Annotated in this window: 16 protein-coding genes and 1 pseudogene; 7 read left to right on the top strand and 10 right to left on the bottom strand. The window is 53.1% G+C overall.

The window, feature by feature from the left end; genetic code table 11:
* Positions 1-97 precede the first annotated feature (97 nt).
* The 3 genes and pseudogenes from AAF358_08945 (at position 98) to AAF358_08935 (ending at position 4,920) form a co-directional block, all read left to right on the top strand.
* Positions 98-916: a DNA/RNA helicase domain-containing protein gene (locus tag AAF358_08945; protein ID MEM7705664.1), complete on the top strand. Its 819-nt coding sequence runs from the start codon at positions 98-100 to the stop codon at positions 914-916.
* A pseudogene (locus AAF358_08940) lies at positions 910-1,806 on the top strand (DUF2075 domain-containing protein). The gene AAF358_08945 and the pseudogene AAF358_08940 overlap by 7 nt, the downstream one beginning before the upstream one ends.
* 12 nt (positions 1,807-1,818) lie before the next feature.
* Positions 1,819-4,920 (top strand): DUF3427 domain-containing protein, encoded by a 3,102-nt coding sequence (locus tag AAF358_08935; GenBank protein MEM7705663.1) that lies wholly within the window; start codon positions 1,819-1,821, stop codon positions 4,918-4,920.
* A gap of 112 nt (positions 4,921-5,032) precedes the next feature.
* Here the strand turns inward: AAF358_08935 and AAF358_08930 are convergent, their stop codons facing one another.
* The 6 genes from AAF358_08930 to AAF358_08905 all read right to left on the bottom strand — a co-directional run bounded on the left by AAF358_08930 (position 5,033) and on the right by AAF358_08905 (position 10,968).
* Positions 5,033-7,978 (bottom strand): patatin-like phospholipase family protein, encoded by a 2,946-nt coding sequence (locus AAF358_08930; GenBank protein ID MEM7705662.1) that lies wholly within the window; start codon positions 7,976-7,978, stop codon positions 5,033-5,035.
* A gap of 31 nt (positions 7,979-8,009) precedes the next feature.
* Positions 8,010-8,651 (bottom strand): hypothetical protein, encoded by a 642-nt coding sequence (locus tag AAF358_08925; protein ID MEM7705661.1) that lies wholly within the window; start codon positions 8,649-8,651, stop codon positions 8,010-8,012.
* 59 nt (positions 8,652-8,710) lie between these two features.
* Entirely contained in the window at positions 8,711-9,058 is a 348-nt protein-coding gene (locus AAF358_08920) for a hypothetical protein (protein ID MEM7705660.1), read from the bottom strand.
* A gap of 52 nt (positions 9,059-9,110) precedes the next feature.
* Entirely contained in the window at positions 9,111-9,521 is a 411-nt protein-coding gene (locus AAF358_08915; protein ID MEM7705659.1) for an RDD family protein, read from the bottom strand.
* Between the two features lie 84 nt (positions 9,522-9,605).
* A complete protein-coding gene (locus tag AAF358_08910) occupies positions 9,606-10,349 on the bottom strand; it encodes an iron-containing redox enzyme family protein (GenBank protein ID MEM7705658.1) in 744 nt (247 codons plus the stop codon).
* Positions 10,315-10,968 (bottom strand): GNAT family N-acetyltransferase, encoded by a 654-nt coding sequence (locus AAF358_08905; GenBank protein ID MEM7705657.1) that lies wholly within the window; start codon positions 10,966-10,968, stop codon positions 10,315-10,317. The genes AAF358_08910 and AAF358_08905 overlap by 35 nt, the downstream gene beginning before the upstream one ends.
* 183 nt (positions 10,969-11,151) lie before the next feature.
* On the opposite strand from AAF358_08905, the gene AAF358_08900 reads away from it, so the two are divergent.
* Positions 11,152-11,985 carry a hypothetical protein gene (locus AAF358_08900; protein ID MEM7705656.1) on the top strand — a complete coding sequence of 278 codons (834 nt, stop codon included), beginning with the start codon at positions 11,152-11,154 and terminating at the stop codon, positions 11,983-11,985.
* Positions 11,986-12,303: 318 nt separating this feature from the next.
* On the top strand, positions 12,304-13,077 hold the full coding sequence (locus AAF358_08895) for a winged helix-turn-helix domain-containing protein (GenBank protein MEM7705655.1): 774 nt from the start codon (positions 12,304-12,306) through the stop codon (positions 13,075-13,077).
* Here AAF358_08895 and AAF358_08890 read toward each other — a convergent pair.
* Both AAF358_08890 and AAF358_08885 read right to left on the bottom strand, forming a co-directional pair.
* On the bottom strand, positions 13,067-16,132 hold the full coding sequence (locus AAF358_08890; protein MEM7705654.1) for an AAA family ATPase: 3,066 nt from the start codon (positions 16,130-16,132) through the stop codon (positions 13,067-13,069). The two genes, AAF358_08895 and AAF358_08890, sit on opposite strands and share 11 nt — an antisense overlap.
* 106 nt (positions 16,133-16,238) lie before the next feature.
* Positions 16,239-16,742, bottom strand: coding sequence for a sigma-70 family RNA polymerase sigma factor (locus tag AAF358_08885; protein ID MEM7705653.1), 504 nt, complete (start codon positions 16,740-16,742; stop codon positions 16,239-16,241).
* A gap of 491 nt (positions 16,743-17,233) precedes the next feature.
* Between AAF358_08885 and AAF358_08880 the strand changes: the two genes are divergently transcribed.
* Both AAF358_08880 and AAF358_08875 read left to right on the top strand, forming a co-directional pair.
* Positions 17,234-17,827 carry a sigma-70 family RNA polymerase sigma factor gene (locus AAF358_08880; protein MEM7705652.1) on the top strand — a complete coding sequence of 198 codons (594 nt, stop codon included), beginning with the start codon at positions 17,234-17,236 and terminating at the stop codon, positions 17,825-17,827.
* Positions 17,828-18,532, top strand: a complete 705-nt coding sequence (locus tag AAF358_08875; protein ID MEM7705651.1) for a hypothetical protein — start codon at positions 17,828-17,830, stop codon at positions 18,530-18,532. It begins immediately after the preceding gene.
* Between the two features lie 23 nt (positions 18,533-18,555).
* Here AAF358_08875 and AAF358_08870 read toward each other — a convergent pair whose 3' ends face one another.
* A complete protein-coding gene (locus tag AAF358_08870) occupies positions 18,556-21,807 on the bottom strand; it encodes a CHAT domain-containing tetratricopeptide repeat protein (GenBank protein ID MEM7705650.1) in 3,252 nt (1,083 codons plus the stop codon).
* A complete protein-coding gene (locus AAF358_08865) occupies positions 21,770-22,198 on the bottom strand; it encodes a hypothetical protein (GenBank protein ID MEM7705649.1) in 429 nt (142 codons plus the stop codon). Before AAF358_08865 ends, AAF358_08870 begins: the two co-directional genes overlap by 38 nt.
* Positions 22,199-22,210: the final 12 nt, after the last annotated feature.

Here is a 22,210-nt window from a genome sequence, read left to right as displayed (position 1 = left end):
CTCAGCATTTAGCGACGCAGTGGCTGTGGCAATACAATAACGAACGACCCAACTCCGCCATCGGCGGCGTACCCCCAAGGCAGCTGTTGTCAGCTGCTTGAATCTCTACTCGTTAACCCGAGTAAAAATGGGGGGATTACACATTCTCTCCGGCTATGATGGTGCCGGCAATGACACAGCAGTCATTGTCGAACTAAAGCAATGGTCTGAAGCACGACAAACAGAAAGAGATGCGATTGTTGAAACGTTCCTAGGCGGTCGAAAACGAGAGGTTTTGCACCCTTCTTACCAAGCTTGGACATATGCTGCTTTAATCCAAGACTTCAACGAGGCAGCTCACGATGGGCAGATCAGACTGAGACCCTGTGCATATCCGCACAATATGGCGGATGCCCAACCGATTAAATCCAGGCAATACGCAGACCACATCGGAAAAGCACCGGTATTCGTTCGTGATGACACGCAGGAACTGCAGGATTTCCTGAGTCGGCACATTCGAAAGGGTGATCGGAAATCCATTCTCTACAAAATCGAAAACGGGCGACTCCGACCTTCAAAAAGCCTTTCGGAACGGCTGGCATCGATGCTCCAGGGAAATGAGGAATTCCGCCTGATCGACGAGCAAAAGCTGGTGTTTGAACAGGCACTGGCCCTCGCAAAAAAGGCTCAAACCAAAGGAAAACAGGTGCTGGTTGTGGAGGGCGGGCCGGGCACTGGCAAATCCGTCGTCTGCATAAATCTACTGGTCGCGCTGACTGAGCAAGGCATGGTCACCCAATACGTCACGCGAAACGCCGCCCCTCGTGCTGTCTACGAAAGCAAATTGACTGGCACGCTCAAGAAAACGCACATTGGCAATCTCTTCAAGTCCTCTGGGTCGTTTGTCAGCGCTCCCCAAACCAAATTGACGTGCTGATCGTTGACGAAGCTCATCGGCTCAATGAAAAGTCTGGTTTCTATGGGAATCAGGGCGAAGGTCAGGCAGCTGAGCTGATCAGAGCATCCAAATTCTGCGTATTTTTCGTAGACGACGATCAGCGCGTCACCTTAAAAGACGTAGGGGAGAAGAAAAGGATCGCGAATACGGCAACCCGGGAAGGCGCAATTGCCACAGAGAACAAGCTTCAATCACAGTTCCGATGTAATGGGTCTGATGGATATCTTGCTTGGGTAAACCATGTACTTGGCATATCCGAAGCCGCCACGACCTAACTTGAGGGTATTGACTACGATTTTGAGGTTATGGATTCGCCGCTGGATTTGAGAGCGAAGATTGTCCATATGAATCGGCTTACAAACAAAAGTCGAATGGTTGCCGGATACTGTTGGGACTGGAAAGGAAAAAGAGACCCGAACATCAAGGATGTCGTAATTCCGGAATACGATTTTGAAGCAAGATGGAATCTCGACAAGGACGGAAGCCTCTGGATTTTGATGCCAGAGTCGGTATCCGAGGTAGGTTGTATACATACTTGTCAGGGGCTGGAGCTGGATTACGTAGGCGTCATCATCGGGCCGGACCTGATTGTCAGAAACGGATCTGTACTGACGAACCCGGACGCACGTTCGTCCCAGGACAGATCCATTTTCGGACGCAAAAAAATGGCAAAACTCGACCCGGAAGGAACCGCTAAGGCGTTAGATCGAATCATACGAAACACCTATCGGACGTTGATGACCCGAGGACTCAAAGGATGCTACCTGTTTTGCTGTGATCCCGAGACCAATCAATACTTTCAGCAAAGTGTTTGGACGGTCGCCGGCGATCATCGAAAGGTAGCTGAACGGCCGGCTCAGTATGAGTAGGCCAAGCAGCCAATGAAAAATGAGATCAAGCCTGGTCTATATGAAAAGCTTGTCACAAAGCGCCTCTTAGACCTACTTGACGAACTAACAGACTCCTTTTTCGGAGAGCAATCGTCGCTTCGCGACGCCGAAGCTGCCGACCGGCTGTCATGGCATGTGGCAAAGCTGGTTGCCCAAGCGATTGATGGACTACCTGAGAGAGATAGAGCAAGCCGCGGAGCGGAGATAGCAAACGAACTCATTAGTCTGGTCCAAAAACTACAGCCGAAGATTGAAAGAGGCGAAGAGCTCATCGATGTTCCTCCGAAATACCTTGAGGGAGTCTTTGAGCTCAGGCCGGATGGGAGCCCTAACCGGATTCCCGCCCCTCAAATCCCACTTGTAGATACAACGCTTCTTTCCAACGCACCCGGTGAGCCAAGAGTCGGCAACCAGATCAAGAGCGAGATAGCTTCAGCAGATTCCATTAGCATTTTGATGGCATTTGTACGGATGTCCGGACTCCGCCCGTTGAAACAGGCACTTGTCGATCATTGTGCAAAAGGCAAATCGCTGAGGGTCGTCACGACCACATATACAAAGTCTACCGAACCCGCTGCTCTTGAATGGCTGGAGGAAATCGGCGCCCAAGTTCGAGTGTCTTACGACACCGGCACCACGCGTCTACATGCAAAGGCTTGGCTTTTCGAGCGCAACTCCGGGTTTTCGACCGCCTACATTGGGTCATCGAACCTGACCTATTCGGCTCAAGTTGAGGGGCTAGAGTGGAACGTTCGCCTGTCGGAAGCTCGGAACTCTGACGTTCTGGATAAGACTAGCGCTCTATTCGAGTCGACCTGGGAATCCGCCGAATTCGAACCTTTCCATGCGGACAAATTCCGCCAAGCGGTAGCTCCAAATAGACCCACTACTTCTCACCGGCTGCTTTTGTCACCGTTCGAATTCAAGCCTAAGCCTTTCCAAAACAGACTACTGGAACAGATTCACCTTGCTCGAGAGAGAGGCAAGCACAGGAACCTGTTGGTTTCCGCTACGGGCACCGGCAAAACCGTAATGGCCGCAATTGACTACTCAAGGTTAAAAGAGAGCATTCCGCGGGACCGTCTACTGTTCGTCGCTCACAGGCAGGAGATCCTGGAACAAAGCCTGTCGACGTTCTGCCACGGCTTGAGGGATCAAAATTTTGGAGAGCTTTGGGTAGGCAGTCACAGGCCAGAGCGTTTTGATCATGTTTTTGCATCGATCCAAACGCTCAACAATGTAGACCTTTCAAAGATTGATTCTGATCACTTTGACGTGGTCATTGTCGATGAATTTCACCATGCCGCTGCAAAATCATACGAACGAATTCTTAACCATCTGCAACCACGAGAGCTACTGGGACTTACCGCTACACCAGAGAGAGCAGACGGTTTGCCCATACTCAAGTGGTTTGGGGGAGAAATCGCAGCAGAACTTCGACTTTGGGATGCCATTGATCAGCATCAGCTATCGCCATTTATCTACTACGGCGTCCACGATGGATATGACCTCAAAGAAGTACCGTGGAAACGAGGAGTTGGGTACGACGTTGATGGTCTCACAAATGTCTATACGGCAAACGATCGACTGGCCAACGGACTTATCCGTTCGGTGCAAGATCGGGTTGATGAAATTGGAGAGATGCGTGCTCTGGGCTTTTGTGTGAGCGTTGATCACGCCAGATACCTGGCACGAGTCTTTAACGAGGCGAATGTTCCAGCAGCGGCCGTATGGGGAGAGTCCAGCAGCCAAGACCGCAGCGGCGCGCTCGCGGCTCTTAAACGGAAGGACATCAACGTCTTATTTTCTGTCGATCTGTTCAACGAAGGCGTTGACCTTCCGGACGTCGACACGCTCTTGATGCTTCGTCCCACAAACAGCGCAACGCTTTTCTTGCAACAGCTAGGTCGTGGCCTACGAAAGAGCGAGAACAAGCGCGCGTGCACCGTACTCGACTTTGTCGGCCTGCACCGAAAAGAGTATCGCTTCGACATCAAGTATAGGGCGCTGCTTGGCGGTTCGAGAAAGGATGTTGAACAACAGGTCGAAAAGGACTTCCCTTTCCTTCCCGCTGGTTGCCATATGGAACTAGACAAGGTAAGCCAAACGCAGGTGTTGCAGAGCCTAAGAAATGCGATCCCTACCCGGAAAGACGCAAAAGTCCGGGAGCTTGTGTCACTGACTGCTGGTGGTAGAGATATCTCATTAAAGGAATTCCTGTTCGAGACGGGACTTGAAATCGAGGATGTCTACACCGCAACTCATAGCTGGATGAGCCTGCGAAAAGACGCTGGATTGAGTGTTGCGGCGCCTGGCCCGTTAGAGCAATCGTTTCAGAAGGCTTTAGGACGGTATCTTCATATAGATGATGAAGACAGAATTGACTGCTTGAGGAAAATCTCAAACGCCAATCTGCCCATACCAACTGACCTTTCTTGCAAGGAAGCGAGGTTGATCCGGATGGTGGCAGCGAGTTTCCTATCGCCAAAGAACATCGACGCGGAAATAACTCTGACCCAGGCAATCCACGAATTACAGAAACATCCCCGGACGCTCGAAGAACTGCACCAAATCAGCGAGGTCCTTCACGATCAGATTGACCATGAGCAGTTTGCCCTTCGATCGCATCCTGAGATCCCGCTGAAGATTCATGCCAGGTATTCCCGAATAGAGATTCAAAGCGCGCTTGGTGATTCACGTCACCAAGTGATCCCGAGCGCTTGGCGAGAAGGCGTTAAGTGGTTTGCAGACGAAAATATTGATGCCTTTGCCTTCACGCTGGACAAGACTACCGGAGGGTTTTCACCTTCGACCCGATATCGAGACTACGCAATCAGCCCAGATCTGATTCACTGGGAAAGTCAGTCGACGACGAGCGCCAGTAGCAAAACTGGCCGACGCTACCAAGAGCATTTGGCGAGCGGTTCGCACATATTTTTGTTTGCGCGAATTCGAAACAGCGATAGGGCCTTTTGGTTTCTTGGTCCGGCAACCTATGTCCAGCACCGGTCAAGCAATCCAATGCAAGTTACGTGGCGGTTGCAGTATCCGCTATCCGGAGACTTATTTGCACAATTCAGGGCAGCCGTTTAGTACAGCTCGGAATTGAGAAACGAACTAGCTCACGGGAATTCGGGACCCCATAGGAAAGATGGGCCCGTCCTCTTGAATAGGCTTCCATGCGTCCCGGAGAGAACTTGCCTAGTTACCTGGGATAAAGGCCATCAAGCCGACCACGGTTTCCACCGAACAGCCAGTAGGCAATCCCAGGAATGTCGTTAATACCCACCATCAGATAGTTGTCGTCGCCGGCAAATCCGCTGTCGAAGGAACGATCGCCATACGTGAGTCGGATCTTGTCTCCCAGAAAACCTACATATGCGCTGTAGCCCAGGGACTCTCGATCAAATGCGCCGCGGCCTTGCCAGGTCTGGGTGTTCGTCGGCCCGAAGCCGACGCTGCTCAACCCAAGCCGATCAAAATGGTGACTGATGTAGACGTCCGCCTGGGAAAACCGCACGGTTCGCCCGCCATTCTTGCTTTTGAGCACCGGCGAGATCCGCGTAGCTACCGACCACTTGGTATTGAGGTAGTAGCGCGGCTCCCAGGACATGCTGCCCATGCCCTCATGTAGATCGGTGGCGATCGAATAGGGAGCCAGGTTGAACCACTTGTTTTCGTTGGCGGTGGACAGGTAAAGGCCGTCTCCGTTGTCGGGAACGGCCGCAGACTCGGCGGCCCAGCGTAGAAACCCGAGACCCGTCCTGATGGTGTCCGAGAGACTGTCCGCATCCTTTGCTGCCTGCAGCTCAGGAGACGGCTTTTTCAGCTCTTCCTCCGTCGGGTTGAGATCCGCGACATAGGTGGCCCGATCTTCCAGAACCATCAGGCGGTCGGTGGTGCTGCGCACCAGGTCGATATACCAACGTTTCACGTGCGCGTCGTGAAAACGAACGATGCGGCAAAACACCCGGCTCATGTCGCACTGCCCTTTGGGCGTTTGGTAAGCGTCATCGCAGGCCAGCAAGCGGAACAGACGGATATTGGGGTCCCCCGATCCGAGTGCGTCCATTTCGCACTTGGTGTCAAAGCCGTCAGCCTCTTGCATATCGATGTCTAACGCCACCGGGATGGCGCGCTCAATAGCCAGGAGACGATTGGTTTCGACGGATGGCGCAGAGCCATCGGGCAATGTGTTCACCCATGCCCAGTTAGAAATTCCTTCTGATTCCACCAGCGCCTTGAGCAAACGGTTGAATTGCCATAGCTCTGCGGAGTCACAGCTTCTGCCGCAGAGGATTTGATATACCGCCTCGGAACGTCCTGCCATGCAACGGTCGTGGCCTGGCTTTCCTACCAGCGGCTCACACTCGGCGAAGGTGATGTTATAAAGGGCGTCGTAAACGCCGGCGTAGTAGTCGTAGTAGCGAAATGAGCGGTCCAGAAACGCACCGAAGGCCCACAGCAACTCCCCCACAACCCGCGGATAGCGCGTAGTGAGATAGAGACGCCGGTCAACCAGGGCGTCGTCCTCGCCGTTTCTGAGAATTTCGGCCAGTTGCAGCAACGGCCGTGTTTTTTCATCCACGTCCGACAGAGCTACGAAAGCAAGGCTGCGAACGCGTTCGCGAAGTTCGGCCAATTCGCGAGCACTTTTCGTCCGGCCGCCAAACGGGTTGAGGTTGTACTGTTGTTCCAGCTCAACCGCTTGATTAATCATGCACTGAACGGCAAGGCCAGCATCGGAAACATCATCTGGACAAGTCTGATCATCGGCGAGTTCGAACAACGGCTCGCAGAACACTGGCCGGCCTACATTTTCCCCTCGAGCAGCCAACACCTGCAGAACCAAAACACAGGTTTGCCGGGACCAGTCGCCGCCCCGCAGCGTGTTGTATAGCTCGTAGTTGCGGGCCGACGAAAAAGCACCGCCGAGAAACTTGAGCTGAGTCTGCAGATCGTTACGCTCCGGATGATCGTTGTCGTCGATTGACTCCTCGTCTTCAGGTGGTCGGCGTACGTCCGGGTCTACGTACACATAAGAGAAACGTCGACCAGCGTTGCTGTACTGATCTTTGGTGTAAACATCATCAGCTCTCGGCTCTGCAAGCGCCCGGGCGGCACCTAGCGGGATGTTGTCGAATACGCCCCCGTCGACAAAGCGCTGCTCGGTTTGTAGGGCATAACCATCGGGACATCCATCTGCGGCCTTCTGGGCCGGTTGCGGTTCGCAATATTCGAGCTCCCAGGGACTGAACGCCACAGGAAAAGCGCTCGAGGCAAACAACGCCTCTTTGACCTGTTCCAGTTCCAGGTCGTCATTGCTGTTCTGGGCGGGGAGCATGATGAGGTTGCCAAGGTTTGGGTCCGAAAGGCTGATGGCCGCGTCTTGTGTGGTGACGTCAGACTTGAAGCGAAGCTTGACTTTCTGCTTTCCAGCCGCGTCGGTCACCACCTCCGTCACTACACGCATGGCGACAAGAAACCGAGAGTTTTCCAGGTTCACCCCAGCGCGGCGTAGCGCAAGCGGCTGTACCCGCGTGACGGTGAACGCGATGGGCATTTCACAGCCCGCACGGAATCGCCCGTTTTTGATGACCCGCTCCAGGCCATCAAACGCTCTTTCAAGCGCTGCCCGGGAAAACAGGCCATCGGTCGAAGCGTAGTTGAGCTGCGTCTCGCCTTGCGGCGGCACGGCAGGCGCCAGATCGTCAATGTCGACCTCCCGCCACGTTTGAAAGAAGAGGTTGTCGGTGAGCTCGTTGCTAACGAGGCGCTGCGTCTGGTAATCGGAAGCGGCTACCGAAAACCGAGCGTTGTACTTGCTCGCCTCATCAACCTGCTCTGAATCGTCAAGACACCAGGCAACGGCAGTAAACAGGGTATTGATGCTGCCCGCCGACGCGCCAGTAGCTGCGCGCAGGTCGGGAATCCGCACCTCACCGGAGGCATCACGCCGCCGCGTTTTGAGATAACGGATAACGCCCCAGTTCACACCAGCCTGGTAAGAACCCAGACTCACTCCGCCGCTGCTGGCGAACACAAAGGGTACGGATTCCGCCTGCAGCATGTTGACGGCGTGGGATGAACTCAAAAAGGCAAACAGCGCCGCGCCGATCAACACGCGGGCCTTGATCAACAAACGAAACATCGCATTCCCCCACGAGACCCGTGGTCTCGTACTAATCGAACAGGTGCTTCCTTTCGTCTTTTGAGGCCAGCACCGGAATGATGCGAGCCGCAACCAGCCAGGCTACGCCAAAGGCGAGAAGCGCAGCCATTTCCCCAAAAAATACCAGGCGTGGAATATTTTTGCTGATCGGGTGACCGGCCAGATAGTCAATGGCGATCACCCCGACGGCAGCGACTATGACAATGAAACACAGCGCATAGATCACAACGCGAATCTGGGCTGACAGGTGCCCTTTCTGCCTCGCCCGTCCTAGAAAGTAGAGGCAAAACGCGGCCAGAATCAGAAACATCACTGCCGCAGAAATTCCATGTACGTATGGAATGATCTGTGGATGGCCGTCGCACCCGCAAGGAAACATAGCCACACCGATCGCAGCAAGCGCAGCAAGTTTGCTCAACAGCGCTTCGAGAAATGACTTGCCGTTATAGGCCATCAGGAAGGCTGCGACGGCAAAGAGAAAACCCACGAGAATATCCCGCGGCCAACCGCCCTGGTGGTAGGCCTCGCTGATGGAGGTTAGATCCTCGATTGAGAAGTAGTTGGTGAGGATCGCGAGGGATAGGGACATCAGCCCCATGATGAGCTTGATTGTCCGGTGATTTATCTCGTTTCGTCGTGGATTTTCGAACATGCGGCTCTCTGTCTGTTATGCCTTCTGGTTGAGGTTCCTATGGTTAGGCCAACGCACGCTCATGACATTTTGGGAATGTGTGAAAGGGCAACAATGATGACTATGCAAGGAATGATCTCTGCAAAAGGAACCCAAAACTCAAGCAAGAACAGGGCGATATTGCTAAACGCTATGTACCCGATGTACGTGTATACGGCCCACTTCTTCATAAACCAAAGCCCAACAAAACAGGCGGCACCAATTAGTGACGAAATTACGAGATAAGGGGGGAACCAGCTTCCTACCGAACGGGAAAACTCTGAGAACACGGCGGGAAACGAAAAAACTGCTCCGAGTAGCGCGAGCACGCAAACGATAGAAATAGAAAGTGGTCTTTTGGGCTTTTCCTCCGTCACAATTCGGTCCATTAGCTCTCTCTCTAATAGTGTGCAATTTGGCAGGTGTTTCTCTCATGCGTCGCTACGCGCTCGATCGCGCTTCCATCAGGTCTGAAGAGTCAACGACTACGGAACCGACTGCTTTGTCATGAATGGCCCGGCGTTGGGGATCCATTGGGATCATGAGAAGGGAAATCAGACCAAGCAGATACTTCACGATCAGTCTCACAAAGGCTCGAGGGATACCAATGGCCCAGCCGGATCTGGAACCAACAACTCGGAAGCGAAAAACGCGTTGTCCAAGGGTTGCGGATGCACCTGTAAAAATTGGCTCGTACAGGCAGAACGGCGAAAAAACCGCAATCCAGTAGTAGCCGCCGTATAGATCAAAGGCAGTCGCTATTTTTGCGAGCGCGGTGACGAAAAGGATGGCAACTATGGCATCCAGGACGGCCGCGAAATAGCGTCGGGTGATGGACGGATAAGGAGCCATCACCGAGTCCAAGACGAAAATGACGGCGCGACCGATGGCCGCGCCGTCAGCGAAAGAGAACGTCGACCGTACATGACCCCGAGGTTAGGCCGCCGCCTCTGACGCACCCCTCTCACCCTCCGAAAGGGGAAACCGAAAGGTCTCCTCTGTATTGCGCCCAAAATCGATATTCTTTCGGGCCTGCTCGACAGCTCCGTCCAGCATGTTGGCGTAAAGTCTCGCGGTAACCTGCATCGCATAGGACACAGCGGATAAGTCGGCTTCCGTGTTGACCAGCTTTTCGATGTAACCTTCCATCAATTTGTTGTGGCCAACGTCGATCGTTACGTGATCTTTCAGAAAGGTCATGGCTTCGGGTGGCACGCCCTTAGCGGCCAAGGCTTCCATGTATGCGCCGCCAACCGAGGTTGGCGTGAACTCTAGAAAGTACAAGTAGCCCAGATAACCCACAGGATTCAGGTTGTAGATCTGGTAAAACGGCAAGGCAATAAGCGCCGTGGTTGCCGGTAGCGGATTCTCAGTGGGAATGCCTGAGACGTCTTCACCAAGACAAGCGAGGTCATTTAACGCCAGTTTGTCGTGGCCAATCTCAGAAACCGCATGAGTAAGAAAACCGCGCACCGCTTCGCGCTGTTCCCCGCGAAAATAGACTGTCGCCAGAGCCTGGATTTGGGGGTTTTCGCGCGCGTGATGAAAGATCTGCCGAAGAACCCACTTGTAGTCGTCTACGGTCATATCACCGCTTTGCAGCAGTTTTATCGCGCGGCACTGGCTGAACTCTGCCAGAGCGGATTCAAATTGCTGCTGAATGGCTTGAAGTGCTGTCACTGTGGTTAGCTCCATTGATTTGGTTAGGGGTCTCTCTGATTGACTGGTAGTGCGACACAAAGGGGGACTCACTCGCTCTGAGGTGTTCGATGTCTTCAAGATGCAGCACGAGGGAGTAAACCAGCCCATAGTCTTTGTGAATGACCCATCCTCGATGCCGGCGGTAGCCCATCCGTCTGAAAAAGCTCACGAGATGGGCGTTGCAATCGATGTAATTACGCTGAACGCCGTCGCTCAAGCCCTGCCGGTAGACCGTGGTGGCGAGTTTTAGCGCCAGCGGCGACCGGCGCTTTTCCTTTGCCACGATAAGTTTGTTCGTTAAGGACGATCGCAATCGGCTTGCCTCAGTGAGCTCATTCAATCGATAGAGTGTTTCGTAGTAGCCAAAACTCGCATCACGACCAGGTGTGCCTAGAACGGTCCCAACTACACGATTGTCATCGCGTGCAATGAATAACCTTCCAATTTCATCGAATGGATCACTTAGTTCTCTGGATTCGTGGTCTGTGCTTGCGTCGTTGAGGTCGCGGCCCATCTCTTTGACATAAACGTCGTACCAGAATCGCCTTGCGTCGGTGAGATCGCTGGCATCTCGCGCCCGGGAGATTTGTGTTGTCATCGTGTTGGCACACCCTGTGCTTTGTTGTTTGCCTAACCACGTGGCGCGACGGTCAGATTCCTACCACCTACTTCAGAAATATTTTTCTGATTCACTGAACCGCTTAGCTGAAGCTTTCCGTGGGAGTTTCTGATCGCTAGCATCACCAACGGACTAGGCGGGAAATCAGATCAGGAACATACGATGGCAAAAGACGTTGCCGTGGTTTTCGTGCATGGAATGGGCGAAACGGAAGATGACTTCGACGAAGCGATCAAAAACCGAATGTACCGCCGCTTAGGCGGCCCCCGATACGACAGGGTTTATTGGGACAAGGCGTACTACCAGGGCCTGCTGCAAGAAAACCAAAGAGAGCTATTTGATGTGCTCCAGCAAGGGGGAGATCTGGATTGGACTCGGCTGCGGAAATTCCTGCTGTTTGGGTTTGGTGATGCGGCTGCCTCGATTTACCGGCCAGAAGGCAAAGAGAGCATCTACTTTCTGACTCAAAAGATCATTTTCGAGACGCTGAGCCGTGTGGCGGACGCACTCAGTTCTCTTAATAGACCGGTGATCATCGTTGCCCAGTCACTGGGTGGCAAGGTGCTCTCAAATTACATCTGGGGTGCCCAGCAAAACCAGGCCACCTGGGGAATTTTTGGGCCAGATTCGGACGTGCAAATTCCTGATGGCGACCTTGGCAGGGTGATTCGGCTCAAAACGTTGCGGTACTTGTACACAACTGGCTGCAACATTCCGATATTTGTCTCTGGGATGCCCCTTCCTAAAATCAAACCCTTCAAAGTATCTAGTGGAGGCTGGGACATTCATTGGGAAAACTACTATGACGCGGACGACGCGTTGGGCTGGCCGCTGAAACCGATCAACGCGGCTTACCAAAAGGCCGTCAAAGTTGAAAAGAGCATCAATGTTGGCGGCGTTCGAGCGTTCTGGAATCCACTAAGCCATATGCACTATTGGCGAGATGATGATTTTCTAGACCCGCTCGAAGATCGAATTCGGTCGATCCTTGTCTAAATCCCATATGCTTATCCGGGCGGGAGTTTGTCCTAAATCGCCGCAAATTGACGAGTATTCGTCAGCTTAACTTGAAGAAACTATCCCTGCGTGATAAGAACTTTATTCGTTTATCGAATGGGGTTGAGGTAGGCGAGGGGTCGTCCATGCTCCCCTAGGAGACTTTTGCATAGGGGAAGGCGAACCCAATTTTGGTGCTTTCGCCGACATCGGTCGAACAAGGCCGACCGCCTCACAATAAGGGAAAAGGGGTCGCGATAGTGAGAAAAATTCCTAACAGATTACGTCCTATCCATCGTACTTAGCCGAAGCTAGATAGTGTTAGGCGTCGATATGCCGTCCGGTTTTCAACTTGGGGAAAACCTGGTGCTCCCGCTTGAAGGTCGGATAGTGGGACCGAATGGTCATACCAGCATCCAACCACGGGTGATGTCCGTTCTGATGTGCCTGGTCGCACACCGCGGCGAGGTCGTAACGCGAGACCAGATCTTCGAAAAGGTTTGGGGAAACATTGTGGTCACCGACGATTCCCTCAGCCGGTGCATTTCTGAGCTCCGAAATGCTTTGGGAGATAAACGTGCATCGCCTCGTTACCTAAAAACAATTCCCAAGGTTGGCTATCGGCTCGTCGGCTCTGTAGAAGAAGTCCCGAAGGCAAACAGCGCATCAGGTAGGGACAGTCGACTTGAAAACGAAATTGGTGCCGAAAAACCCGTTTCAGACAATTTGATGTTCGCCTTGGTCGGCATCTTCGAGGTGCCACCTGATACACGACCCATACCAACGCCAGAGAGCGACGAAGGTTGGACATTACGGGTCCAACGTGCGGGAAACACCATGATGGTCGTCACTAACAGCCCAAATCAGCTCATGTCGACCATCGAGAAATGTAGCGAGCTGATTCGAGGGAGTATTTGTGCAGGCGATGTATTGCTCGACGACCAGATGCCCGTTGGAGGCGTCATTCAGCGAGCAACGTCGCTCTTTCAGTCTGCTTCCGCGGGTGAACTTCGACTTGGACAGGAAGCGCTTGGTCTTGTCGACCAATCAGAAATCCCAGCCTCACATCGGGCCATGGTGACTAACCCTTAATTTGGTCGATCCGTTCCGATAACCGGCTCCAACCATGTTGGTTCGATTGGTGCCTGATTTGATCGACCAATTCGTGGCGTTCTCGTCGGTCCGGTGTGACTGAAGCCAGATCAATCATGCCCCGGGTGGCCCAGAACTTGGAGTGAAGACGGCGTGCCAACTCAATCGACTCCCTCAACAGCTCGACCCCCCGACCAAATTCACGTTGGTACAGTCTAATGAGAGCCAGATATCGAGCGACGGGTCCCATCGAGCTGAACACCGTGTTAGCGTGATCGGATTGGTGCGGTTCGAGATTAGCCTCTAACGCCGCAAGCATTTGTTTTTGCCCTACAGCAATGGCAGGTTCAACAAGAAGACAATTCAGTTGAAGGAAGATCTGATCATGCGCAAACGCGAAATCCGCGAAGGGCTCAATGAGCGACTCGATTAGTTCCAGCCTTCCACATTCGCAAGCGACGTGGGCTCCGAGGGCTTGCTGGTCCAGGAATTCGCTAGGAAGCGTGGAAATGAGTTTGTCGAGAAGAACGGACAGATCAGCTACTGATACGGTTTCATAAGCGACCCAGAAGCTTTGCACGCGGTAGGCTTGTTCTCCCTGGACCTGCCCAATCTTCTTTGTGAGGTTAAGGCGGCGCTGAGCTAATGTCAGGCTATCGGTATACCGCGACTCGAGCAGGGCCACGTTGGCTTCTCGCAAGTAGTACATGCTTTTGACGATGGGGTCGTCGATGGCCCGGGCGGCAACTCGCATCGACTCTCGATACCGCTCCAGCATCGAGCGCGAGCCAGCTCGAATCGCCGTAAAGACAGCGTGACCCGCCGCTTCGAATGCCAAGACCGGGTTCTCTGACGCTTCCACCAGCGCGAGCAGTTCTTCCGTCTCTTTTACGCGTTCCTGCGTCGGATGGAAATATACCCATAGCCGACGCGCTCGAACCTCTGCCTGAACCTCCTCAGACTCCGATCTAGACATTTCCATAGCTTGGTCTGATGCCTCCAAGGCGAGACTTCGATCGTCCTCCCAAGCCAGTTCCACTGCCAAAAGAGCTGTAATCCTGGTGATCAGGGCTGTTTCGTCTTTGGGAATCATCGCAAGAGCTCGTCGCAGTCGGCCTACGGCTTCCTTGTCCACTTCCCGGGCTCTAGAAAATGCTAGTCGATATGTGGCTAGCATGGCTCGAGCCATCAAGATGCCATCACCTAGTGATTCGGCGCGATCCGCGGCTTCCCACAGCAGATCTTGGCTGCGACTATCTCCCGCTCTTGCCAATGCGATGCCGAAACCCAGTTGCAGGCGGCAAGCTGCATGAGTCGCTGGATCGGTTTGCAACTCCAGCGCCATTTGGTACATGTCGCGCGCCTCTTCGTTGGCGTGTTGCATGAGAGCCGTGTCGGCGGCTTTTTCCGCCCAGCTAGTGGCTTCAGATTGATATCCGAGTGAGGCAGCTCCGGCGTATAGCCGAGCTAGATCTGCTGGCGAAGCAAGTTCTTGGTTTTGCGGTAGTTGAAGCGCGTCGGCAGCCCTAACGTGGAGGTTCGCCCCTCGAGCCGCCCCGATCCCCCGCTTGATGTAGGACCGAATTAACGAGTGAGCAAACTGGTATCCGAGACGAACGGGGTCCACCAGCTTGATTAAGCCTGACTCTGTGGCTCGGTCCAGAGCCTCGAAGACTTCGACGCGTTGGGGATGAATGTCAGCGATCACGCGAGCGGTGAATCGAGGCCCGAGCACGGCGCAAGCTTCGAGTACGGCGAGCGAATTACCAGGCAGCTCCTTGATGCGGCCTTGTAGTGCCTTTTCAACAGATTTCGGAAGGTCCTGCCCTTTAGCGACAAAATCCATCAGGTTCACCAGGTGAAGAGGGTGGCCACGAGTGGTTAGATGAATGAGATCAACGAGGTCCTCTGATAGCGAAGTCTCGTAAAAGGCCTGAATGTCAGACTTGGTTAGATTCCTAAGAACGATGTTCGACGTACGACCGTCACCCCAACGTTCTCCTGCCAACTTGGACAACCGGTAGGTTCGCTTGTCGGTATCACGAGAGGCAAGCACCAGTGAAACCGAAGCGGCATCCTGGAGGTAATGCAACATGCCCTCCAGTATCTTGAACGTGCTATCACTCGCCCAGTGCATGGAGTCTAGGATCAAAATCACCGGCCGTTTTTGAGCCACAGATGCGAGCCATTCAGCGAGGGCTTTGCTTAGCCTGCGCCTTTCGGTCTCTGCATCTTGAACGTCTACCACCTTGAGCCCGTAGAGCTGATCAGAAATCGAAGGGACAATTTTGGCCAGATGCGCAATTGAACCCATGCTCTGAAAGGCAACGTTATCGATTTGTTCTAGCCACTGGGAGAGGCACTCGTGAAGGCTGGCGTAGGGTTGACCAAGGCCTTCATGTTCCTGTCCGCCCAGGACAAGTGCTCCCTGGTTCGCTGCAAAAATGGCAAACTCGGAGAGCAGGCGCGTTTTTCCGATTCCAGCCTCGCCGATTACCGTCACCAAACTTGCTCCCGAGAGCTCTGAGGACCTGAGTTTGAGAGTCCGAAGGGCATTCGTTCTCCCAACGATTACCTGATCATTGATAGCCAGGAATCGGGGTAATACGGCGCCGCGTTTATCGGTGCGCCACTCAACGACATAGCTACCGTCTTCTCGTCGATTCAGACTAGGTAACGTCTCTTCAGACAAGACAAAACGTCGCACCCCGGGGGAAATAACGATCTGTTCGGAGTCGGTTGTTGAGTCTCGTAGTCGAGACGCTTCGTTAACGGCATCACCAGTGCACTGAGCGCCAGCCATATGCAGCTGGCCGGCGTCGATCCCTACATTGATGGGTGAGTCGCTTCCATATGCTGCGAAACGTGCGAGAGCAATACTGACCTGAACGGCAACACTTGCGCTTTCGAAAATCCCGAAAAATCCGAGACTACTGATCTGAATTACCCGGCCGCCCCGGCTCACGGCCACTCGTTCCAAGCCCGGAATGCAATCGGGCTTAGAGTCTGCGACTTGAACTGACATCACGCATGCAAGCAGCGGTTCTTTGGTCATGAATATTCAGACGCGAAAACTAAGTCACAACAAAGATCACGCCATTGAACCAAGCGTTCGCTCCAAATGAACCCTCCAAGAGCTGCCCATTTACTCGCCAAAATGGTCAGGACTTTAGTAACTCCATTCCAGCGCCTTCTGCAAGAATATCGCCGAGTCGTTTTTTTGCGCGATAAAGGACACGATAAAGATGATCTCGACTGACTTTGATTAACTCACATAGATCGTTTGTACCGAGCTCTTCCGCAAGATAAATTCGCATGAGCTCGCGATCTCTCTCCTTCGAGAGCCTGTCAATTGATTGTTCAATCCACATATACATCTCTTCGGTCATCACGAAATTTAACGGAGTCGAGTCTCCAGATTCAAACAACGTTTCCGACATTTCAGTTTCGGACAGCCGTGACATCAGCCTGCAACGAGCAATCAAAGTAAACTTGGCGATGCCGAGCGTATAGCTCTCGATTTTTGCTGGATCTTCTGGCTCGCCTTTTCGGAGCTTCTTCAACAAAATCAGAAACGTGTCCTGGACCACGCCATCGACGATATCGGTGGTTCGCGTTTGGGAGTTCACGAGCCTTTTGACTCTCGGATAGAGCTGATCAAGCATCTTGGACTCCGCTGCCAGGTCGCCGAGGTGAGCCCGTGCGCAGCAATCGACCAGGGTATCTTCGCGCGGGTCTTGATGAGTGTTCTGTGGAGCATCTGCCAAGCAGTTCATTTTTGCACCGGGGACAACTGATGAGATAACACTCTGTATCGGCTGGACCTTTTTTTCTCGGTGTAAAAACAGAAGAAATTCTGAGGAAACCTTCGGTTAGGGTGATTGCTGCTTGTTGGACCGGTCGTTCGCTCAACTGCGACCTAGAGTGTTGGTGAAAGGTTTCTCGTAAAACTCCCACCAACCTGGTTGAGAGAGCTGCCGAATCGGTGGCGTTCTGGGTGGTAGGTTGCCGATGTTGGTGACACATGTTGTACAGGATTATTTCCTGGTGTGCGGGACCAATACGAGCCCGACTCGTTTAGAACGCTAAGCTCCTAAATGGTAAAGTTCTCTTGCTAACTGACCACAGCGCATGAGTTCAACAATCAGGAGTCAAGGTGGGGGATCAATCGGAGCCGTCCCAAGGTTCTGCGGCCGGAAAGCTGGCTCGCAGAATAATGGAAGGAGACAAGATTGCGGAGAGTCAATTCTACGAGAAGTACTTTCGCTGGTTGGTGTTCATCATCCGGAAGCGGTACGTCTCCTCTCCATGGGTTGAGGACATAGCCCAGGAGGCGTTTATGGTGGCGATCATCAGTCTGACCGAAGGGAAGGTGGAGAACCCGAACCGGATTCTCGGGTTTCTTAAGACTACAGCGATTCGCATCGCGAATAGGAGCGTAGCCCGTGAAGGCAAACAATTACCTTTGGACCCTCAAATAATGTCTGAAATTGAGGCGTCTCCCGATAACGTCGCTTCCCTTGCCGAGTGGCAAGACCTGCTTGAGTGCGCAAAGCAGTGCATCAAAGAATTGAATGTTCCACGGGATCAGGAAATTATTCGACGGTACTTTGTACTCGGTCAGGACAAAGCGGACATCTGTCGCGATTTGAGGCTCGATCTCAATCACTTTGATCGAGTGCTATTTCGCGCCAAACAACGGCTTCGTAAGTTGTTTAGAAAGCGGCACCATGACGGGTCAGAAAGTTAAGTGATTGATGATATGAATGGCGCAGATAGCAATCCAGACATACGGGAACAGCTTGCTAAGGATTCAATGGATCCGGATTTGGCCAGGAAGTACCTCGCCGACCAACTGAGTCCGAGCGAAGAAGAAACGTTCGAGCTTTGGCTAGCGGAGCATACCGCTCATTTACCAGAGCTCAACAAAGACATGGCGCTCATCGAAGCCCTGAGAAACCAAACAAAAGACGCGCCAGCAAGGATTACCAGTATCGATTCTCATCGTCGACGGTGGACGACCGGATCCTTGTTATCAGTCGCAACCGCAGCGGCAATCGTCGCATTTCTGGGACCAGCATCACTGCTGATCTCCACACAGAATGAAAATCTTAAGCTAGAAGAGCTTCTGAAAGGGTCTAAAGATCTGTCTGGCCAGACCGGATTGGTTTACTTGGAAACGATGCGCTCGGGAGGTCCGCAGACACCCACATTGCTCAGCAATCAACATACGCTTCTCTTTGCGGGTGTTGCAGGCTCGAACGGCCTGTATCGAATAGTCATCAAGGATGCAGATGGGTCAGTAGTTGGAGAATTGTCTCAATTGCTCGCTCGCGAAAACGAATTGACCATTTACGTGCCAGCGGGTTTTCTCCCGCCGGGATTACTACAAGTAGAAGTTCACTCGGACTTGGCATCAACGCCAACAACTACCTACTCTCTGCGAGTAGAGTAACGAGTGCAAAAACGGGCATACGATCACAAAACCTTTCGGAAGCTTTGATTCGCTGCGACTAACACGAATCCCGCCCAATATTTAGGATTACGGAATCGGCGGGAGATCGCCATGGAACGCTGCGCCGCGCGTAACGCCATTGCCCCATCGCCACCGTCGTGGCTTAAGGCCTCATAGTAGTGCGACATAAATCTTGCCGTTGCCCGATCATCTATCGGCCAAAGAGTGCCGATGACGGCTCCAGCACCTCGTGAGAGTACGCCGCTGGTGAGACTACCCAACCCCGCCCCGTCATATTGCTTTCCAAGCGCAGTCTCGCATCCGCTGATGATCACCAAGCGTGACCCGATATCGTTTGTCAGGAATCGAGTTAGCGACACGAATCCAACTTCTCCGTCCTCAGCGGAAGGGCTAACTGCCAGCCCAACAACATCCGGTGTTCTATCCGAAAAATAACCATGTGTCGCGATGTGAAGGACGTGGGCATTTCGAAAGGCTGGGGACATAAGCCTTTTCGCGGTGGCTGCATCCTGAGTGGCGACAATCACATTCCGCTTTGCGAACTGCTCCTTAATGGCCTGAGCCTCAAGTGCGGTAAAGGGCAGACGCTTCAGGTTTTTACTCCAACTGCGAAATGCTTCGGATTGACTGCTTGTACCTAGCGACCCGTCGAAAAGTGGGTCCGCGAGTATGGCAATATCCGCGACTTCCTCGCTGAGCGGCTTAGTGGTGGCATCAATGAGGAAATCAGTGATTGATGGTGTCTGGATTATCTGAAATCGTGTACCCAGATAGTCTTCAGAGCTAGGAATCTTTAGCGCAGTCAAGGGTGCTGAGGCTAGAAATGCGGGCAAGACCATGATAATCCGATCAACCTTCGACCACTCGACCCCGTCCAACCTCCCGAACAACATTCCGTACAGCTGACCAGCGAGTTTCTGATCTGCTCCTCGATCCAGAACAAATTGCCTTGTTAGTTGCGGGAGAGTTGGGAAGTGAATTTCGCGCGCATCGAAGAGATACGGCGCAATGGTGAAGGTTGTGAGAACTCCGGTGGAGTTGTCATAGTGAAATCGAAGAACAAGCATATCTTCCTCAAGCGCAGCCTGAATGTCCTCGGAGCGGAGGAAATTTAGATCAGGCGTCGTTCTAAGACCTGACCGTGCATCCAGATACCGTTCGCGAGCGAGGTCTAGTTCGCCCATCGCCATCGCGAGTTGATCTGGCTGGTCGGCAACCCGGACCAGACGTGCTTCCGCGAACTGGTAGTCCCTTAAAGCCCTGGCGGCCACTTGAGACGTGTTAACAGTAACGTTACCTGACCGTGTCTTTCGTCCGGCGCGGACCCAGTAGTTCTCGTGTCTCTCAAGCATCTCGAAGGCTCTTCGTCGGCATTGATTCGCATCTGCACATGACGGATCCAACAACCGCCGCAGGTTCTCAACTACGAGAGCGTGGGTTCGATGTGTCCAAGCTTTGGGTACTGCCAGTGCGTCGTACTGTTGCCGAATAGACTCGACAAGTCTCAAGGCTTCGGCAGCATACTCAGAGGCTTTGATGTCGTTGCCAATCGTTCGAAAATAGCGAAGAAAATACAGGTAAAGGTCTATTTTTACCCCAGGCAAAACATGAGTTCCGCGGAATCGCTCCTCGAACTCAATAACGTAATCGGCCACGCGATCAAAATTCTTTCTCTGCCACGCAATATCTGTGGCAGTAGCAAGCGCATCAAGCTGGTAACGAGTGCTGACGGTTCGGTCGGCTACTTTCATAGCATCCACGATGCTTTTTCCGGCAGAGTCAATATCACCTAGCGCGAGGTAATCTCTGGCAAGCTCAACGCGGAGTCGCGTGGCGAGCTCGGGTGACTGGATTTCGAAAAATGCCAACGCCTGCTTATGAATGAGCAACGCCGCGGTCGGATTTCCATTCTCTCGCAGCGCGCTACCGGCACGGAATCTGGCCAAATGCTCCGAAAATTGATCGCCCATCTCTTCGGCGAGCGCTTGGGCCAAGTCGAAGTAGCGGTATGCCTGAGGCCAATCACCGGTTTCCTGGTAGGTGAGGGCTAGATTGAAGAGAATCCCTAGCCGGCTCTCCGCCGTCATTGTCTGGCGCGAACTCGTAAGCACGCTGCGCATCATTCGCTGAGCCTCACTTACTTGACCCAGGCGATTGAGGACGGAGGCCAAATTGATCTGGGATGATCTGGTTTGATCTGGATGAATGCTCCGGTTTGTCAGCCGCTCCGACAGTTCCAGTCGGTAGTAGGCTTCAGACTCAGCTAGTTTGCCCGACAGAAGAGCAGCCAAGGCTAATAGTCCATAGGTGTCTCCCAGTAAGGCACTCGATTGATGCACGGCCACTCTTTGCAGAAGTCGTTCCAGACTCTCCTGAGCTGAAATCAAAAGGTCTTTTTCCTGTATCCGCGAGGCAAGCATAAGCTGAGCACCGGCTAGCATTAAGGCCATCTTTGCGCAGTCGAGTTCAAGCACAGGCGATAACACATCTTCGACGCAAAATCGTGCAGCTGCCGAGGAAGCAAGGCTAATAACCTTGGCGTAGTCCTCAGTTGCCTCGTGGAGCCGGGCAAGGCTAGCCGAATGGGTTAGATTGGCGTCGGACACGAGCGCGTTAGAGTCGATGAGGCTCAGTATCTCGACCGCAGAATCAGTTTTACCTGCATCACCGTGTGCTTTGGCCAAGGTGTATACCAAGTGTCGGGCGGCGTCAGACTTAACTCCCGTGCGCTGCAACGTCTGTCCTAGCAATTCGCGTCCCGCCCGTTCCCCAAAATCGGTACCAACGTTTAGCTGCTTAAGCGCCTCATTGAGCGCGTGATACGCATCGTATTCATCGTCTACACCTTCAAGATAAGCTCTAACGATCGCTCCGCTCGGAACCGTCAGGACGCCCTCCCTGTATGTGATCCGCCAAATCTCCGACTCAGCGCGACGTGGAACTACTGCAACGGCTATCCCGGGCATCGTTGCCGGCAGGAATTTGAGCGATTCGCCGCTCCCTGCTGGCTGCAGAATGAGCTCACCAGCGATCTGCGATGGCTCCAGGACGAACACGGCAGAGGTGTCCGAATCAATCGGGAACTCCAGGCCGTCCGCGTCTAGCGGTGCGGCCGAGAGTGAAGATGCAGCGAACAGCCCAAGGAACCAAACCGATCTGGATAAGATCAGTCTAGATTTCGTCGAGAATTCGCCGTAGATCGTGCTAGCCAGAACATCATTCCTTCCAATACCACCTGGTATTCTTTCTGACACCGTCCCTAATCCAGGTCAACTCTCCTACCATGACGATGTCATCTGGATCGGTGTTCGAATTCGGCAATCTGAGCCGATACTCAACTAAGTTCCAGTTATCCGCAAATACGCCTTGATTGTCGATGTCGTTTGCCAAAAGCTCGGTCGCAGACTGGCGAAAGAACCGGAGGTTGGAAGTCAGTCGTTTTGCCTCCTGGTGCCATCTTCCGGTGAGAAGCAACCTTGCGTACCACTGGTTACGATCAAATCCAAGCACAGTCTCTGTGGTGTATCCGACTCTATCATCGGCATTTGTCGGTGGGTGGTAGGCGGCGAGCGCATTGTCATCATACGTCGGCTCACTAGCGGTTCCAGTCATGATGAAAGGCAAGTATTCTTCTGGTTGGCTCATATAGTTTTCCTT

This window comes from Pseudomonadota bacterium (assembly GCA_039033415.1).
GTDB lineage: Bacteria > Pseudomonadota > Gammaproteobacteria > Xanthomonadales > SZUA-38 > JANQOZ01.
This window is presented reverse-complemented; position numbering and strand designations above follow the sequence as displayed.

Excerpts from the sequence above, each read along its gene's own strand:
- AAF358_08935 (MEM7705663.1), top strand. The coding sequence starts at position 1,819 with ATGAAAAATGAGATCAAGCCTGGTCTATATGAAAAGCTTGTCACAAAG.
- AAF358_08930 (MEM7705662.1), bottom strand. The coding sequence starts at position 7,978 with ATGTTTCGTTTGTTGATCAAGGCCCGCGTGTTGATCGGCGCGGCGCTG.
- AAF358_08925 (MEM7705661.1), bottom strand. The coding sequence starts at position 8,651 with ATGTTCGAAAATCCACGACGAAACGAGATAAATCACCGGACAATCAAG.
- AAF358_08920 (MEM7705660.1), bottom strand. The coding sequence starts at position 9,058 with ATGGACCGAATTGTGACGGAGGAAAAGCCCAAAAGACCACTTTCTATT.
- AAF358_08915 (MEM7705659.1), bottom strand. The coding sequence starts at position 9,521 with ATGGCTCCTTATCCGTCCATCACCCGACGCTATTTCGCGGCCGTCCTG.
- AAF358_08905 (MEM7705657.1), bottom strand. The coding sequence starts at position 10,968 with ATGACAACACAAATCTCCCGGGCGCGAGATGCCAGCGATCTCACCGAC.
- AAF358_08900 (MEM7705656.1), top strand. The coding sequence starts at position 11,152 with ATGGCAAAAGACGTTGCCGTGGTTTTCGTGCATGGAATGGGCGAAACG.
- AAF358_08890 (MEM7705654.1), bottom strand. The coding sequence starts at position 16,132 with ATGACCAAAGAACCGCTGCTTGCATGCGTGATGTCAGTTCAAGTCGCA.
- AAF358_08885 (MEM7705653.1), bottom strand. The coding sequence starts at position 16,742 with ATGCTTGATCAGCTCTATCCGAGAGTCAAAAGGCTCGTGAACTCCCAA.
- AAF358_08865 (MEM7705649.1), bottom strand. The coding sequence starts at position 22,198 with ATGAGCCAACCAGAAGAATACTTGCCTTTCATCATGACTGGAACCGCT.